The sequence below is a fragment of the Neiella litorisoli genome, from assembly GCF_014773395.1.
Lineage (GTDB): Bacteria > Pseudomonadota > Gammaproteobacteria > Enterobacterales > Neiellaceae > Neiella > Neiella litorisoli.
The window spans coordinates 24174-40171 of the sequence record NZ_JACXAF010000035.1 but is presented as its reverse complement, the minus strand read 5'-3'; the positions used below and the strand labels follow the sequence as shown (position 1 = coordinate 40171).

At 51.6% G+C, this 15998-nt stretch carries 18 protein-coding genes; 5 read left to right on the top strand and 13 right to left on the bottom strand.

What is annotated here, in order from left to right; genetic code table 11:
* Window positions 1-141: 141 nt before the first annotated feature.
* The gene (locus IC617_RS18270; RefSeq protein ID WP_191146430.1) at window positions 142-1617 is read right to left on the bottom strand and encodes a GGDEF domain-containing protein; all 1476 of its coding nucleotides are present in this window, start codon (window positions 1615-1617) and stop codon (window positions 142-144) included.
* Window positions 1618-1870: 253 nt separating this feature from the next.
* Between IC617_RS18270 and IC617_RS18265 the strand changes: the two genes are divergently transcribed.
* Window positions 1871-2224, top strand: coding sequence for a putative quinol monooxygenase (locus IC617_RS18265; RefSeq protein ID WP_191146429.1), 354 nt, complete (start codon window positions 1871-1873; stop codon window positions 2222-2224).
* A 27-nt stretch (window positions 2225-2251) separates the two neighbouring features.
* On the opposite strand, the gene IC617_RS18260 is transcribed toward IC617_RS18265, so the two are convergent.
* The gene (locus tag IC617_RS18260) at window positions 2252-3154 is read right to left on the bottom strand and encodes a hypothetical protein (RefSeq protein ID WP_191146428.1); all 903 of its coding nucleotides are present in this window, start codon (window positions 3152-3154) and stop codon (window positions 2252-2254) included.
* An 88-nt stretch (window positions 3155-3242) separates the two neighbouring features.
* Here IC617_RS18260 and IC617_RS18255 point away from each other — a divergent pair, with 88 nt between their 5' ends.
* Entirely contained in the window at window positions 3243-3437 is a 195-nt protein-coding gene (locus IC617_RS18255; protein ID WP_191146427.1) for a DUF4250 domain-containing protein, read from the top strand.
* Window positions 3438-3448: 11 nt separating this feature from the next.
* Here the strand turns inward: IC617_RS18255 and IC617_RS18250 are convergent, their stop codons facing one another.
* Window positions 3449-4234 (bottom strand): potassium channel family protein, encoded by a 786-nt coding sequence (locus IC617_RS18250; protein ID WP_191146426.1) that lies wholly within the window; start codon window positions 4232-4234, stop codon window positions 3449-3451.
* A 114-nt stretch (window positions 4235-4348) separates the two neighbouring features.
* On the opposite strand from IC617_RS18250, the gene IC617_RS18245 reads away from it, so the two are divergent.
* Together IC617_RS18245 and msrA are read left to right on the top strand one after the other, a co-directional pair.
* Entirely contained in the window at window positions 4349-4525 is a 177-nt protein-coding gene (locus IC617_RS18245; RefSeq protein WP_191146425.1) for a hypothetical protein, read from the top strand.
* Between the two features lie 80 nt (window positions 4526-4605).
* Window positions 4606-5133 (top strand): peptide-methionine (S)-S-oxide reductase MsrA, encoded by a 528-nt coding sequence (gene msrA / locus IC617_RS18240; protein WP_191146424.1) that lies wholly within the window; start codon window positions 4606-4608, stop codon window positions 5131-5133.
* A gap of 25 nt (window positions 5134-5158) precedes the next feature.
* Here msrA and IC617_RS18235 read toward each other — a convergent pair whose 3' ends face one another.
* Complete coding sequence (locus tag IC617_RS18235) at window positions 5159-5638, bottom strand: glutathione peroxidase (RefSeq protein WP_191146423.1); 480 nt, start codon at window positions 5636-5638, stop codon at window positions 5159-5161.
* Between the two features lie 132 nt (window positions 5639-5770).
* Here IC617_RS18235 and IC617_RS18230 point away from each other — a divergent pair, with 132 nt between their 5' ends.
* The gene (locus IC617_RS18230; RefSeq protein WP_191146422.1) at window positions 5771-6394 is read left to right on the top strand and encodes a LysE family translocator; all 624 of its coding nucleotides are present in this window, start codon (window positions 5771-5773) and stop codon (window positions 6392-6394) included.
* Here IC617_RS18230 and IC617_RS18225 read toward each other — a convergent pair.
* From IC617_RS18225 to thiC, 9 genes are all read right to left on the bottom strand, one after another.
* Window positions 6380-6973: a nucleotidyltransferase family protein gene (locus IC617_RS18225; RefSeq protein ID WP_191146421.1), complete on the bottom strand. Its 594-nt coding sequence runs from the start codon at window positions 6971-6973 to the stop codon at window positions 6380-6382. The genes IC617_RS18230 and IC617_RS18225 overlap by 15 nt on opposite strands.
* Window positions 6970-8028 carry an XdhC family protein gene (locus IC617_RS18220; protein ID WP_191146420.1) on the bottom strand — a complete coding sequence of 353 codons (1059 nt, stop codon included), beginning with the start codon at window positions 8026-8028 and terminating at the stop codon, window positions 6970-6972. The genes IC617_RS18225 and IC617_RS18220 overlap by 4 nt, the downstream gene beginning before the upstream one ends.
* 37 nt (window positions 8029-8065) lie before the next feature.
* Entirely contained in the window at window positions 8066-8482 is a 417-nt protein-coding gene (locus IC617_RS18215) for a hypothetical protein (RefSeq protein ID WP_191146419.1), read from the bottom strand.
* Between the two features lie 148 nt (window positions 8483-8630).
* A complete protein-coding gene (locus IC617_RS18210; protein WP_191146418.1) occupies window positions 8631-9380 on the bottom strand; it encodes a HesA/MoeB/ThiF family protein in 750 nt (249 codons plus the stop codon).
* Window positions 9381-9415: 35 nt separating this feature from the next.
* The gene (gene thiH / locus IC617_RS18205; RefSeq protein WP_439651284.1) at window positions 9416-10573 is read right to left on the bottom strand and encodes a 2-iminoacetate synthase ThiH; all 1158 of its coding nucleotides are present in this window, start codon (window positions 10571-10573) and stop codon (window positions 9416-9418) included.
* 46 nt (window positions 10574-10619) lie between these two features.
* Window positions 10620-11393, bottom strand: coding sequence for a thiazole synthase (locus IC617_RS18200; RefSeq protein ID WP_191146417.1), 774 nt, complete (start codon window positions 11391-11393; stop codon window positions 10620-10622).
* A 35-nt stretch (window positions 11394-11428) separates the two neighbouring features.
* Entirely contained in the window at window positions 11429-11629 is a 201-nt protein-coding gene (gene thiS, locus IC617_RS18195; protein ID WP_191146416.1) for a sulfur carrier protein ThiS, read from the bottom strand.
* 2 nt (window positions 11630-11631) lie between these two features.
* A complete protein-coding gene (gene thiE, locus IC617_RS18190; RefSeq protein ID WP_191146415.1) occupies window positions 11632-13296 on the bottom strand; it encodes a thiamine phosphate synthase in 1665 nt (554 codons plus the stop codon).
* Window positions 13297-13933: 637 nt separating this feature from the next.
* A complete protein-coding gene (thiC, locus tag IC617_RS18185; protein WP_191146414.1) occupies window positions 13934-15880 on the bottom strand; it encodes a phosphomethylpyrimidine synthase ThiC in 1947 nt (648 codons plus the stop codon).
* Window positions 15881-15998 lie beyond the last annotated feature (118 nt).

Here is a 15998-nt window from a genome sequence, read left to right as displayed (position 1 = left end):
ATCTCGATGGATATGGTGCTTTCAGCAACTGCTTAATCTCTGGTTCAACTGGTTTTGTGAATTCTCCCCCTACGTTAACGCGTTTGGCCTCAGCTCGTTGCTGGGGCCTTTTTTTGTTCGCTTTTTAGGTCAGTGAAAAGCCTAAGACGATGCAATAACGGCTCGATCTCGACCTTGCCCTTTGGCCTCGTAGAGCGCCTTATCCGCACGTTCAATAAGCTGTTCGAGCGGCTCATCAACCGCCATTTGGGCGATCCCAACGCTAGCGGTCACCACCACAGTACCCGTTGCAAAATGCGCTTTTTCGCCAGCAATTAGCTGCCGGACCCGCTCCGCACAAATCATGGCTGCTGCGGTATCACACTCAGGCAATATCGCCACAAATTCCTCGCCACCCCAGCGCCCCGCAATCGCCTCTGATCGCAACCCTCGCATTAAACTGCGCGACATCAGTTTTAGCACTAAGTCGCCACTGTGGTGACCATGGTTATCATTGACTTGCTTGAAGTGGTCAATATCCAGTATCAGTAACGACAATGGCCGCCGATAACGATTGGCACGTTCCAGCTCAATATTGGCCGCAGCGGTAAACCCGCGCCGGTTCAGCAAATGAGTTAACGGATCAGATTCTGCTTTGCGCCGCAATCGCCCTTGTTCCAGCAGCATCTGCGGGATAAGCCGCTGGGCATAAACCGTAATAGCCAGCAACGGCAGAAAGATTTCAATTGAATCGTTAACCGAGTTACCTAGAACTGAATGTTCCATAGCAGCTAAGATGCTGACCAGAAAAGCACCCGCTGCAGCGGTCTGAAGCTCAGAAAAACGAACGGAGATATGCATCACCGAAGCAATAATCACCAATCCCGCCAGCATATGCCAAACGTCATTTTGAAACTGATTGCCAAGGTAAAACAGCACGATTACAGTGCCAGTAGAGCCCCCCAGCAATAATAAATAGTTACTGCCATTTCTTGGCCTAGATTGGCGCGAAAGCACCAGTTTAACTGGCCAGTTGAGTTTGCCCGCCAATTTAAGCCAATCAAACAACAAGCAAAACAGAGCAGACAAACTCACAATCCCTGAGAAAAACGCCATCGCCAGCATCGATGGCGACAGGCCGAGTGTTTTCAGCTGTAAATCGTAGAAATAGGCAATGCCCGTGAGGTTGATGTAGGCCACTAAAAACGAAGCGAGCAACGCGGCCGCAAATGCCGGAACCACTTGCACATGAGTACGTCGTTGATTAATTTCGCCGTAAAATCGGTGATAAACATGGGTGACGGCAAAGATCACCGTCACGCTAGTAATGGCAGTGAGCACTGAGCTTTCGACCGGCAAGCTCGCCATTAAAGTCGACACTGGTCCAGTATCAATATTTAGCCAGAACGCGCTACTGAGGATGCTGGCCGCCAAACACAATAACGCTCCGCGCCAACCAAAATACAAGCAAAGGGCAAACATGTAGCCCATTTCGGCGCTCCACAACACTCGCTCTAGAGAGTGCAGCGACAGCAGAGTCAGGCCGTCAATGGGGATCCAAAACAGCACCAGCAAGGCAATGATTGCTGCTTTTTTCAATACAGAATGTTGTGGCTGTTTGGTGACAGCTTCAGGCATGATTGGCCCTTAGATACTTGAGCTATTCAGCATGTTAGCGGTTTGAATTCGGCGGAACAAATCCTGCCACTGAAATATATCATCAATACGTTACTATTCAAATGCTAGTTGTCGTCCGACAAGCAATGACGAGGGTCTGTTTTGACACCATCACCGATTGCTTGGAACAATAAGGCGACCTCCGCCTTTAACCGGCACTCTTTTCATACACAGATCAGGCAAAGCAACACGGCAATGCCAATAGAGAGAAATCATGTCATCAAAAATTTACTGCTTAGCTCAGTTTCGAGCCAAACCCGGCCAACACGACGCCTTGTTCAAAGTACTGCAATCGCTAGAGCCGGATACACAGCGAGAAGATGGCTGTTTGCAATATCTGGTGACACAAGTGACCAGTAGTGAATTTGCCGATGGCAGTACCGATTTCCCCATCGTGTTCAACGAAATCTGGGCCAATCACGATGCCTTTGCTGCTCATTGTCAGCGCTCGGCCATTCAGCAGTTTTTCCAGCAACAATGTCTCGATGAGGGCGGCCTAGCAGAAGCTTGGAATGTCACGGTTTACAGCGACGAGCCGAACAACTACGACGCGCCGCGATTTACCTGACGGGCACTTAGCCTCTACGAATCGTCGTTACATGTTGAATAGCGGGTCGAGCCGAAGTGCCGAAGTCATGTCCCGCTGTTTGTTGCCATCAAGACCGAGTAACCATAAAGCGCCATCAATCCAATGTAGTCGGCTGGCATCAAATCGGCTGCTTCTCGCATCCGCCGCCATAAACACGTATGACGCTTGCTGCGAGTGCGGCTCGACAAAAGGAATCGCAACGATTTCCCGCACCGCCGGCGGTAATGGCGTCATTTGAAATACCGGCTCAAACACCAGAGAAATTCGTAGCTGTAAGCACAGTTTGATGGCCGGATCGCCATGCCAAATTCGAAACACTGCGCCTTGCTCTTGCGATGGCGTCTGCACCACATAACCCTGAGCAATCAGTTGCACCTCCAGATCGCGCTCGTAGAGTTGCGTTGATTTGCTGACTATTGCCCGCTGCAAACGATTCAATTGCTCGATCTGTTGTTGAATTTGGCTCAGCCGTTGCTGACAAGCGAGCCCCGTTTGAATTAACTGCGGGCCAGCATCTGGCAGCACGGTGAGTTGATTCAGCCAGCGCTCGTGATCGACTTCAGCCGACTGCTGGACTTCCTGATCAAGCGGGTGAACGGCACCACCGATGGCGTCTCGCAAGCGCTGATCCCAGCGTTGGCTGCGATCGCTATCGAGCCAGCCAGGTTCCAAATCGAAGGTTTTCTCAATAATCCGCGCCACTTTATCGCCAATGCGCTTGGTTGGCGTCTCTGAGATATAAGCCGAAGCATAGCTGTGGGTTTGCTGCAAATAGCGGGCAAAGCGTGCCACTTCGCCTTGGCACCGTTCAAATAATATGTATCGGGCGTTGCGGTAGCGATAGGCCGCAATCTGACGTTTCCCTGCTTTGGTATTGAGCATGGCTGGCTTTGATATTACCTCGATCACATCACGTTCGATTGAGCTGGTTATTTTTTATGCAAAAGTAACCAACAGTGGCTAGCATTAATAGGTTCCCTACAAAGAGGAGACCATCATGGACCTGTCTAATTACAATGCCATGGATCCTAGCATGTTGCTCGGCATCATTAATATGAAGCTCCGTCACGAATGCTCAAGCGTCGATGATTTGGCAGATTGCTACGACATTGATGCAGGCGGCCTGCAACAACGGTTATCTATGATTGGCTATCACTACGACGCCATTCACAACCAGTTCACTGCGGTCTGACGCAGCCGCCGTTACTTCTCTTTATCAGTCAACTCAGAGAGCTGCTTGCGCAGCGCTCTGAGTTCGTTGCGCAATATTTTCACTTCAATGTGGGTTTCTCGTACCGCGTCTTTAATCGCTTCTTTTTCTTCATCGCGCCCCAAGAATTGCTGAGCAAAATACCCCGACAACAAGGCATAGTTGCCAACGCCAATCACAATCAACACACTGGCTGCCAACCGGCCAATATCCGTCACTGGATAAAAATCGCCATAGCCGACGGTCGACACGGTAACCAGCGCCCACCATATCGCTTCTTCGGGCTCATTAATCGGCGACTGCGCCAATCCGGTTTCCAAATAGAACACCAAAAATGAACCGCCAAAGATAATCAGCAGTTCCAGTAACAATAACCCCGCAATGGTATTGCCCAGCCGCGAGACAAAGTGGAAATCAAACCGGCCTTTGGTCAAGTACAGCATTTTTGCCACACGATAGACCTGAACGACCCGCAATAAACGCAACGACTCACTGAACGGAATGGATGCCACTAAATCGTACCAATGGGATTTAGCGTACTGCCACTTATGATCGGAGCGCCAGAAACCAGTCCAAAACGCAATAAAGAACACGCCACAGACAATTAAGTCGAACACTCGAAGCAAACGATAAATGCCGGGATCCATGTCTTTGATCAGCAGCAGTACGGCCAACACAACCGAGACAATCGACAACATCATCATCATGAATTCGTACAGGCTCGTCGAGTGCTTACTATGTGCCGTCTCGGCATCGTGATTGGTTAATGTGGTCAACACCGGCCTCCGTGCAACTTGTTTATAAAAAGAATGCGGTTTGAAAATTGACGTTACTGGACTGTAGCTGCTAATTTCCGTTCATTACAGCGACATAACGATTTGAGAATCACAGCCATGACAGTGACGGAACTACTAGATTTAAGCAAAGATTTGAATCAATTATGTGCGCAAGCTGAAGATATTGTGAACAGTGTGCCGCAAAATGACCCAAGCCATGAACGTTTGCTTGAGCACCTACGTAAGCTACAAAGCATCACCCAAGAACTGAATGACTGTCAGGAGCGACGTTAATTCAGTAGTGCGGGCCATGCCACTTCTTTTCTAATCACCGATAATTGGGCGCGCCAACACTCGCGCGTTCTGGAGTAACAATGCAAACTGCTACTTTTGCCGGCGGCTGCTTTTGGTGTGTCGAGGCTGTCTTTAAACGATTGCGTGGCGTTCACAGCCTGACCTCAGGCTACGCTGGTGGCACCACCGAAAATCCGACCTACGAGCAAGTCTGCTCAGGCGAGACCGGTCATGCTGAAGTGATTCAAATCGAGTTTGATGAATCGCAAATCAGTTATCCCGATTTACTCAATGTGTTTTTCACGAGCCACGATCCAACAACGCTGAATCGCCAAGGCAATGATATTGGCACCCAGTATCGCTCTGCGGTGTTTTATCACAGTGCTGAGCAACAGCAACAAGCGCTGGCCTATATCGACCAACACAGTGCTGACTTCGATAACGCTATCGTTACTGAAGTAACTGAAATTAATAACTACTACCCTGCTGAGAATTATCACCAGGACTACTTTGCCCGTAACCCTCAGCAGGTGTATTGCAATGCAGTCATTCCGCCGAAGCTGGCTAAGCTTCGTAAGCTCTGGCTGCCGTTGCTAAAAAACGACTAACGCCGAGACGCATTATTGGCCGGCGTTACAGCAAGGCTTCAATATCGGCCGTTAACTCGGCCGGTTTGGTGGTGGGCGCGTAGCGTTTCACCACCTTACCATTGCGATCGACCAAAAACTTGGTGAAATTCCACTTAATCGCTTTGCTGCCCAGCAAACCGCGTTTCTCATCCGTTAAATACTGATAAAGCGGATGAGCACCAGCACCATTGACCTCAGTTTTGGCGAATAATGGAAAGCTGACTTTAAAATTCAAATCGCAGAACTGCTTGATGTCGCTGTCACTTCCTGATTCTTGCTTGCCAAACTGGTTGCAGGGAAAGGCCAACACTTTAAAGCCTTGCTCGCCATACTGCTCGTAGAGCTGTTGTAAGCCTTCGTATTGAGGGGTAAAGCCACATGCACTGGCAGTATTGACGATCAACAGCACTTGGCCTCTATACTGGCCCATGCTGATGGTCTCACCGCTGTTGGTGGTTGCCTCAATGCCATAGATATCTGTCATAATTTCCTCTTTGATGCTGCTCCCTGAGCAGTTTCAGCGTACGTGATAAATCATTGGCCGATCACAGCCTTCTCATTTTTCCGCGTGAAATGATAAGCTGCGCACCCTTCGCCACTGGGTAGTCCGATAATCATGATTGATGCCAGCGCTCTTGCCATCTTCATCCCAACCTTCTTCTTTGTCTCGCTGACGCCGGGTATGTGCATGACGCTGGCCCTGACATTGGGTATGACCATTGGCGTCAAACGCACTGGCTGGATGATGCTGGGCGAATTATTGGGGGTTGCTGTCGTCGCCACCAGCGCCGTCATTGGCGTTGCCGCAGTGGTGCTCAAATACCCGCAAGCATTCATCATCATGAAAACGCTAGGCGCCGCTTACCTAGCTTGGATCGGCCTCCAAATGTGGCGCTCTCGCGGCAAACTAGCTATTCCCGAGCAACTCGATATCACGCCTCAAATCAGCGCTAAAAGCCTCGCCATGCAGGGCTTTGTAACGGCCGTCGCCAACCCCAAAGGATGGGCGTTTGATATTGCCTTACTGCCACCGTTCATCAATGAATCGCAACCATTGGCGCCGCAGCTACTGATTTTGTTGGCGATCATTTTGCTATTTGAAGCCATTTGCATGTTGCTCTATGCCAGCGGCGGCAAGACCCTGCGCCACCTGTTATTAAAGCCAAGTAACGTCCGAACCATGAACCGCATCGCTGGCAGCTTGATGATCGGCGTTGGCATTTGGCTACTGCTGGGCTAGTAACAAACTCTGGGCCTGTTTCAGATCCTCGGGCGTATCGATATCGAACGCCGCATTGGCCATGGCGATTGCCACAACATCATTCGATCGCAATAGCGCTTTGGCTCCCTGATCGCCTTGCAGTTCATGCAATTGCGGCCACACTGCTCGCGGAAAAATCGCAGGTACGCCGCGCCGCTGGCCATAGTCGGCGCAGATGATGCAATCCGGTTGCTGGCGCCAAGCTCTGATTAAACGGGCGAAATCATCCGCCTTCAGTAATACCTGATCGGCCAGCACCACCAGTAATGCTTGGCAATGTTGCGACTCTTCGGCCTGTTGAACCGCGCAATGTAGTGAGCTGGCGAGCCCTTGTTGATAACTCGAATTGTGGCAATGGTGCAGTGTTGGATACAGCGCAGCGAGCGCTGCAGCCTGATGACCAACAACCAACTGCACTTGCTGCTCAGGCAACAGCGAGAGTACAGCGCCAACCGAATGCTGCAATACACAACAATCGCCCAGCGGTGCTAACAGCTTGTTGGCCTCACCAAAGCGTTGGCTTTGTCCAGCAGCTAAGATAGCGGCGTTAAGGGTCATGACGTGATACCAGCGGTGTCATTCAATATGCCGCTAATCGATCGCGCCGAAGCACCATGCAAGGCGGCGTGACATTCAGCCAGTATCGATAGCGCCACGCCTTCCGGCAACTCGCCGCCCAGCGACAATCCAGCAGGACCGGCTAACGGCTGCAGGCACTGCTCAGGTTGAAGGCCTGCGGTATCAAATAAGCGTTGTTTTCGATGTTCAGGACCAAGCACTGCCCAATAACTCAGCGGCTTGTTGTGCCAGAGTTGAATCGCCTCGACATCGAGATCAATGTGATGGTGCATGATCACCACAGCATCCACCGACTCAAGCCATGGCTGTTGTTCAAGACCGGCAGCGGAGCAATTAACCAAACGACTTGCTGCGGGGAAATCGACGCTTCGGCCATAGCTGGGTCGCGGGTCAATCACCGACACCTGCCACCCCAAATTTGCTGCCATCGCCACTAGCGGCTGAGCATCCAAACCGCCGCCAAATACCGCCAAATGAGGCTGGGGTCGAATCCAACGGCACAACCATTGTTGACCGCGGTAAGTGACCACCGTCGCTTTATCGCCTAGCTCAATAGCAAACGGCAATTGCGCTAACGTAGGCGCAACCAAACAGGCTTGATTGCCAGCTGCTGTCAACTCTGAAGGAGTGATCGGCGAGCAATACACCATTGGCTGGTGCGCGCTCAGCGACTGGTAGATTTGGTCCAACTGCAAGTAGTGATTTTCGGCAGTCACAGGTTGCAGCAGAATATCGATTTTGCCACCGCAGCCCAGCCCCAGTTGGAACGCGACATCATCTTCATCACGGCTATCGTAACTGACTAACTCGGCCACGCCGGTGGCCATGACACGCTTGCTGCGCCGCATCAAGTCAGCTTCCAGGCAGCCGCCACTGATCAAACCAAACAGCTGAGCCATATCGTTGATAAGCAGTAGTGCGCCGGCCTTTCGATAACTCGATCCAAGGGTTGCAACGACAGTGCCCAACACCCATTGATGGCGATCGCGGTGAGGATACCAGGCTTGCAATATGTCTTGAGTATGCGTGGCCATCAGACTCTCCGGTTAAGCAACTTTGTCAGCACCCAACTCATTGAATGCAGTAACGAGCAGATTTGTAACGAATAAATAGGCCGATAGTGGCAATACACATCACCAGCGGCATAACCCGAATCGTAAATTGGTTTTCCGCTATATCGAGGCCGAAACCAACCATAGGTGACTCGCCCAGATCCAACGTCAACACTGAGCTATGGATATAACAGGCTTGTAACAGCCAAAAAACCGCAACCCCCCAAAATGCCAGTGATTTTTTGTCAATCATAGCGAATGCACTAAAAGCGGTCGCCACCACAAGCGCGGCAAGCACGAGCCAGCCACCCGCTTCTGGCAAATGGGTCCAATTGAGCTGGAACGCAGCATTGAGCAACTGATAGCAGCCATAACCAATAGTAACGATGGTAAAAATGACGAGTGATTTAGCTTCTTTGCTAAAGCGCTGGAACATGAGTAGTCCTCTAACTCAGCGAACTGATGGTTAGATTAGAGCCTGTTAATAAGGAATATCTGTTCAGTCTAAGCCACAGGATTTAGGTAATCCCATCGACAATTTGTAATTGTTTATGAATGCAGGCCAAGGTCTACGAAATGATAACTCAGTGATCCGCGCACACTGGGCACTGGGATGAGCGAGCGATGGCAAACTGTTGCCAGTCGCCATGAAGGGCATCGAATAGCTGTAACTGCCCTTTGACCACAGGTAAGCCAAGGATCAATTTGATCGCGGCGAGCGCTTGCAAGCTGGCGATCACCCCCAGCACCGGCCCCAACACGCCCGAATTGGCGCAATTTAACTTGGGCTCCTGACCGGTTGGCGAGCACAGGCAGGCGTAACACGGCGACTGCGCATCACGAAAATCAAATACACTGAGTTGCCCTTCTAAGCGAATGGCCGCGCCTGACACCAAAGGCACAGCCGCCTGTTTACAGGCTGCGTTAATGGCATGGCGGACGGCAAAATTGTCGGTGCAATCGAGCACCACATCCATCCCCTGAACGAGCGTCAGCGCATTACTTGCCGTGACTTTTTCAGCGTGAATAACCAGCTCAATGTCGTCGTTCAAGTCGCTGAGCTGACGTTCCGCCGCTTCAACTTTATCTTCACCAACATCGGATTCGCGGTAGAGAATCTGGCGTTGCAAATTACTTATTTCGACCTGATCGTGATCGACCAGATGCAACTCACCGATGCCAGCGGCTGCCAGGTATAACGCCGCTGGGCTGCCCAGCCCGCCCAAGCCGATCAGCAACACTTTCGCTTGTTGCAATTGCAACTGACCACCCTCGCCCACTTGCTGTAACAACAGGTGACGGCTGTATCTCAGGGTTTGATGATCGGTCAGCATAGGGGTCCTTGTATTGTTTGATGCGACAAGCGGCACTACACCATTTGGCGTCCGTAGGCCGATTGCCAATCGGTCCAAACTGGTTGGTAGCCGCGCTGGCGAATCGCCTCAGCAACCGCTTGTGGGTGGCGATCATCGCTAATGGAAAACTGTTCCAGAGCAGGTTCCGCATTGGCATAACCGCCGGGTTGAGTTTGAGAATACGCGCTCATGGTGGTGATGCCAAGTGGCAGCACTTGGTCTCTGAAAGTGGCCGATTCGCGCGTCGACAACGACAACTCAAGCTCCGGATTAAACAAACGATAGGCGCAAATGAGTTGCACCAACTGGCGATCGGTCATCACTGATTTGGGCTCTAAGCCGCCGGTGCAAGGGCGAAGGCGCGGAAAGGAAATCGAAAAGCGGCTTTGCCAGTAGCGCTTTTGTAAGAAATTCAGGTGAGATGCCACCATAAAGCAGTCCGTTCGCCAATCTTCAAGACCAATTAACGCACCAATACCGATTTTATTCATGCCCACCTGGCCGAGTCGCTCTGGCGTTGCCAAGCGCCAATCAAAATCACTTTTTTGACCTTTTAAGTGATGCTCGGCGTAAGTCCGGCGCGAATAGGTTTCTTGATACACCAATACCGCATCAACCCCGAGCGCTTTGAGTTCGGCATAGTCTTCGGCGGATAACGGCTGAACTTCCATGGACAGGTGAGAAAAGTGACGCCGAATTCGCGGTATCGCTTGGCGAAAATAGTCCATACCGACCTTGCGTTCAGATTCGCCGGTAACCAGTAAAATATGGTCGAAGCCAAGCGCTTTAATCGCCGCCACTTCAGCATCAAGCTCAGCCATGTCGAGTGTCTTGCGACGAATGGCATTGTGCATCGAAAAACCGCAGTAGGTGCAAATATTGGAGCACAAATTCGACAGATACAGCGGCACATAGAGCTGAATGGTTTTACCAAAACGCTGCTGAGTCAGGGCCAGAGAGCGTTGCGCCATCGCTTCCAGATAAGGCTCGGCAGCGGGCGAGATCAGCGCCATAAAGTCATCGAGATTCAAGCGCTGATTGCCAGTTGAGCGCGATAAGGCTCGCTCAACATCAACGGCTGTTTTGGCACCGATGCTCAACCGGACATGATCCCAATCCTGATTATCCAATACCTGCTGGAAACTCTCTGCTTGCTTATTCAACTCGGCCAAACCTCTCGCTCAAATTCGGTTGCTGTCACAACTGTGGGCACGTCGACTAGCAAACCGGCTCGTCTAAAAATGCAGTGAGCGGGCTCGATGCCACCGCCGCCTGACTGACGCCGCCCAAGCCTGCTTCATAGGCCATTCGTCCGGCGCGAACTGCTTGCTTGAATGCTTCGGCCATTGCCACCGGACTAGGTGATACCGCAATCGCGGTGTTTGCTAACACCGCATCTGCGCCCAACTCCATTGCTTGTGCGGCATGGGATGGCGCGCCAATGCCGGCATCAACGATGACTGGCACATTGGCCTGTTCAATGATGATCTCCAGAAAATCACGAGTTTTAAGCCCTTTATTGGAGCCAATTGGTGCACCGAGTGGCATCACTGCTTGGCAACCCACTTGCTCCAACCGCTTACAAAGGACAGGATCAGCATGGATGTATGGCAACACCACAAAGCCGTCTTTCACCAACGCTTCAGCGGCCTTCAGCGTCTCGATCGGATCGGGTAGCAAATACTTGGGATCTGGATGGATTTCGAGCTTGATCCAATGGGTACCCAGCGCCTCACGCGCTAATTTGGCGGCAAACACGGCTTCTTCAGCCGTGCCAGCACCGGAAGTATTCGGCAGCAAGTTAACACCGGCATTGATCAACGGGCGGAGAATGTCGTCATCGGCGCGATTCAAATCTACCCGCTTCATTGCCATGGTCACTAACTCAGTGCCACTGGCCAGAATCGCCTCTGTCATCAAACTCGGATCGGCAAACTTGCCCGTGCCACTGAACAAGCGACTATGAAAGGTTTTATCGGCAATTTTTAACATGGTGAGTGACCGTCATTAGTTTTGAGACAAGCGGCTTAGCCGCCAGCGATGGCTCGAAAAATCGCAATATTGTCGCGATCTTGCAGTAAGTAATCGTCCCAGTCATGTTGTGGCACAATGGTTTGATTGACGGCGATGGCCACGCCGGACAAATCTTGCTGCAACACATCGAGCAGTTGCATTAGCGTTGCCTGCGCAGATAGCTCAACCGGCTCGCCATTAACTTCAACCTTCATTGTTAACCTCCTTGTGATTGTGTTTCTTGTAGCATCATTGACTGATGCAAAGCGCCCAACTCATCGCCAGCGCCAACCAATTTCAGCCATTGTTCAGCGGCTAATTCGACGTTGTCAGCCTCGGTAAAGGCTCTGACCACGGCGATACTGCCAATATCCGTGGTTACTACCTGCTGAGCACGCTCAAAATCGATACCGCCAATGGCCACAGTCGGCATTTTTTCAACGCCAGCTATATCGCGCGAAGCCAGTAATGACGCTTGCTGCGATAGCTTTAGCACCCCTTGTGGAGTGGACGGCATATCTTTGGTTGTGGTGGCAAAAATATGACCGATTGCCAAGTAGCTTGGCTGCAGCGCTGCTGCGCGCAACATTTCAAAGTAGCCATGGGTCGAGAGGCCAAGCCTGACGCCTGATCTGGCTATTTTTTCGACATCAGCATCGGTGACATCTTCTTGCCCTAAATGAACGCCATAAGCGTTGTGCTTCAGGGCCAGCTGCCAGTAGTCGTTAATAAATACCCGAGCTTGGTATTGCTGCCCCAGTAATACCGCCTGTTTGACCAAAGGTTCAGCCTGATCTTCCGGCAGGTCTTTGGCGCGCAGCTGAATGGTTTTAATGCCGCACTTCAATAAACGCTCGAGCCATTCGACAGTCGGCACTACCGGATACAAGCCGAGTCGAAGCTCACAGGGCGCACAGGCTTGCCGCTCCGCGTCCAATTCAGCCAAGTCATTGGCCGTTTGTGGAAAGTCTTGCCAGCGCTTCGGCCAGCCAAGATGAGCCACAGGGCCGGGCCCTTTGCCTTGGCCAACGGCGGCTTTGAGGCCTTGCTGAACATAAGCATGAGCGATGGCAAAGGCATCTTCTAAGGCATAACCTTGAGCCAAACCGCTCGCCAGCGCAGATGCAAAGCTACAGCCAGTGCCATGACCATGCTCGGTTGTCAGCTGAGGGCTAGCGCAATACCGCCAGCAGTCGCCATTGGTCCAAGCGTCAATGACGTGGTCATCGGAAATCGGTACGTCCATGAGCAAGCCGGTATGACCGCCTTTGAACAAAACGGTTTTGACGCCATGCTGACGAAACACCTCGAATGCTCGCTGTAAATCATGACTGGACAGCAGCGCGATACCGGTAATGGCCAATACTTCTTGGGCATTCGGTGTCAGCACGTCAACGTGGCGCAGTAGCTGCTGTTTGACTGCATCGAGGATTGGCTCGGCTGTCAGTGCATCACCGGTACTGGCGATAGCCACCGGGTCGTAAATCACCAACGGCCTTGGCAAACCCGCAGGCCAGTTGGCCAACTGCTCGGCCAGCCATTCAACCTGCTGAGGGTTGGCCAGCAAGGATATTTTGATCACCGCAGGCGGCATATCGGCGAGCAACTGCAGCCATTGCTGTTCCAGCAAGTCGATGGGCAATGCCATCAAATCAGAAACTGACTCCGAATTCTGCGCGGTGACCGTGGTGACTATGGTGCAGGCTTGTGCAACCGTTTGGTTACCCAGTGCATCCTTATCACGTAAGCCGTTAATTGCTTGAATATCAGCTTGGATACCAGCGCCACCACTGCTATCGGAGCCGCCAATCGCCCAGACAATAGCTCGCTTTGGCGTAAGCACCTGATAGGGTTGAATGACGGTATGTGGAAGCCAGCTCATCAGTTTTGTTTACCTTATGTCGTTATATATCTATTTGGTGTCTAGCTATCTGGCTAAACGACCATTGCCCGGCTCAGGTCAGGACTAACAGCGCTTTGCATCAAGACGCCGTAAAATCATCCCTGATGGCTCTGCTGTTGCATCCATGCAACAGAATTTTTCAACGACCATTGCCCTACTCAAGCCAGAACTAATAGCGCTTTGCTTCAAGACGCCTTGAAATCATCCCTGATGGCTCTGCTGCTGCATCCATGCAGCAGAAGCTTTCTCAAAGCGCGATTAGTCCTGCCTTTCAACCTCTTCGCAACGTTCAAGTTCTCTGCAAATAATCTTCAGCTATGAAATGCGCCACAGCTGAATTTTTCAACGACCATTCCCCTGCTCAAGCCAGAACTAACAGGGCTTTGCTTCAAGACGCCAAGAAATCATCCCTGATGGCTCTACTGCTGCACCCTTCCAGCAGAAGCTTTCACAAAGCGCTATCAGTCCTGCCTTTCAATTTCGTCGCAACATTCAAGCTCGCTGCAAATAGCGGAAGGCTATTGATCTAAGCCGAATATCGACAGCATGGATGCTGTCGCTAAGCCTCCAAGGAGGGATTCACGGCGTTTCGGTGTGATCAATAGTCTTCTGCTATCTAACCCACCTCTACTGGCTCTTTGTCCGAATGTTCCAACGAATACAGCTTGCCGCCAGTTTCGTTAAAGGCATCGGCCATTTGCTTCATACCGGCTTCTGCAACTTCGGTGTTACCGTCCATATCGACTAATTTCACCGCAATAGCTTCTCGTTTCGCTGCAAAATCACGCACTTCTTGAGTGATCTTCATTGAGCAGAACTTCGGCCCACACATTGAGCAGAAGTGAGCGACCTTGCCCGATTGCTGTGGAATCGTTTCATCGTGATAAGAGCGCGCGCGTTCTGGATCAAGCGACAAGTTGAACTGGTCTTCCCAACGAAATTCAAAGCGCGCTTTTGATAGCGCATTGTCGCGCACTTGCGCGCCCGGATGGCCCTTGGCCAAATCAGCAGCGTGAGCGGCAATCTTGTAGGTAATCAAACCCTCTTTTACGTCTTCTTTATTCGGCAAGCCAAGGTGTTCTTTTGGTGTCACGTAGCAGAGCATGGCACAGCCATACCAGCCAATTTGGGCCGCGCCAATACCAGAGGTAAAGTGGTCGTAACCTGGGGCAATATCCGTGGTCAACGGGCCCAAGGTGTAGAATGGCGCTTCGTGACACGCTTCTAACTGCTTGTCCATGTTCTCTTTGATCAACTGCATTGGCACATGACCTGGGCCTTCGATGATCACCTGCACATCATATTCCCATGCGATTTTGGTCAGCTCACCTAAGGTATAAAGCTCACTTAACTGAGCTTCATCGTTAGCATCCTGAATCGAGCCCGGACGTAACCCATCACCTAAGCTCAGCGACACATCGTACTTGGCGCAAATTTCACAGATTTCGCGGAAGTTGGTGTAGAGGAAGCTCTCGGTATGGTGCGACAAGCACCACTTGGCCATGATCGAACCACCACGAGAGACAATACCGGTTAAGCGCTTCGCCGTCATTGGCACGTAGGCCAGCAACACACCCGCGTGGATGGTGAAGTAATCAACGCCCTGTTCACACTGCTCAATCAAGGTATCGCGGAAGATCTCCCAGTTCAGGTTCTCAGCCACGCCGTTTACTTTTTCCAGCGCCTGATAAATTGGCACGGTGCCGATTGGCACTGGCGAGTTACGAACAATCCACTCACGAGTCTCGTGGATGTAGCGGCCAGTCGATAAATCCATCACGGTATCAGCGCCCCAGCGGGTCGACCACACCAGCTTTTCAACTTCTTCTTCAATCGATGAAGTGACTGCCGAGTTACCAATATTGGCGTTCACTTTGACGAGGAAGTTACGACCGATAATCATCGGCTCTGATTCAGGGTGGTTGATGTTGGCTGGGATAATGGCACGGCCGCGCGCGACTTCTTGGCGGACAAACTCGGGCGTGATTTGCTCTTTTAAATCAGCGCCAAAGGACTCACCGGCGTGCTGAATTTTGTCATTGTGCTGCGCTCGCGCCATATTCTCGCGAATGGCGATGTATTCCATTTCAGGGGTAATAATGCCTTGCCGAGCGTAGTGCATTTGGGTCACGCACTTACCTTGTTTAGCAATTCGAGGCTTAGGTAAGTGTTCGAAGCGGATATGATCGAGGCCATCGTCAGCCAAGCGTTGCTGGGCATATTGCGAGGTCACTGAATCGAGCGTTTCGGTGTCTCCGCGCTCGGCAATCCATGCGGCGCGAAGCTTTGGCAGGCCTTGGCGCACATCAATGGCTGCTTCTGGATCGGAGTAGCTGCCGGACGTGTCATACACGCGCACCGGCGCATTATCTTCAAACTGCGGATCATCTTCGGTGCCGCCCACTAGTGTTGGGCTGAGGCTAATCTCACGCATCGCCACCTTGACGCCTGTTTGTTCTCCGGCAACGTAAACACGGGTGGAATTTGGATACGGCTGGGCTTTTAAATTATCTAAGAATTGCTGCGCTTGTTGACGCAATTCGCGGCGGTTTGAAGTCGACATTTGGCTCTCCGTTCAATGCATTGATTCGATTGATGCGGCAATGTCGAGAAGTGGCTGAAATGAGAGCACTGTTCAGAGGCGAATCGCTAGATTCGAGGTGGTTTTCGCTTGCATACGA

Coding starts and splice junctions, on each gene's coding strand:
- thiS (WP_191146416.1), bottom strand. CDS start 11,629: ATGAAGGTTGAAGTTAATGGCGAGCCGGTTGAGCTATCTGCGCAGGCA.
- IC617_RS18265 (WP_191146429.1), top strand. CDS start 1,871: ATGTCATCAAAAATTTACTGCTTAGCTCAGTTTCGAGCCAAACCCGGC.
- IC617_RS18245 (WP_191146425.1), top strand. CDS start 4,349: ATGACAGTGACGGAACTACTAGATTTAAGCAAAGATTTGAATCAATTA.
- IC617_RS18255 (WP_191146427.1), top strand. CDS start 3,243: ATGGACCTGTCTAATTACAATGCCATGGATCCTAGCATGTTGCTCGGC.
- IC617_RS18215 (WP_191146419.1), bottom strand. CDS start 8,482: ATGTTCCAGCGCTTTAGCAAAGAAGCTAAATCACTCGTCATTTTTACC.
- msrA (WP_191146424.1), top strand. CDS start 4,606: ATGCAAACTGCTACTTTTGCCGGCGGCTGCTTTTGGTGTGTCGAGGCT.
- IC617_RS18225 (WP_191146421.1), bottom strand. CDS start 6,973: ATGACCCTTAACGCCGCTATCTTAGCTGCTGGACAAAGCCAACGCTTT.
- IC617_RS18220 (WP_191146420.1), bottom strand. CDS start 8,028: ATGGCCACGCATACTCAAGACATATTGCAAGCCTGGTATCCTCACCGC.
- IC617_RS18270 (WP_191146430.1), bottom strand. CDS start 1,617: ATGCCTGAAGCTGTCACCAAACAGCCACAACATTCTGTATTGAAAAAA.
- IC617_RS18230 (WP_191146422.1), top strand. CDS start 5,771: ATGATTGATGCCAGCGCTCTTGCCATCTTCATCCCAACCTTCTTCTTT.
- thiE (WP_191146415.1), bottom strand. CDS start 13,296: ATGAGCTGGCTTCCACATACCGTCATTCAACCCTATCAGGTGCTTACG.
- IC617_RS18210 (WP_191146418.1), bottom strand. CDS start 9,380: ATGCTGACCGATCATCAAACCCTGAGATACAGCCGTCACCTGTTGTTA.
- IC617_RS18200 (WP_191146417.1), bottom strand. CDS start 11,393: ATGTTAAAAATTGCCGATAAAACCTTTCATAGTCGCTTGTTCAGTGGC.
- thiC (WP_191146414.1), bottom strand. CDS start 15,880: ATGTCGACTTCAAACCGCCGCGAATTGCGTCAACAAGCGCAGCAATTC.
- IC617_RS18235 (WP_191146423.1), bottom strand. CDS start 5,638: ATGACAGATATCTATGGCATTGAGGCAACCACCAACAGCGGTGAGACC.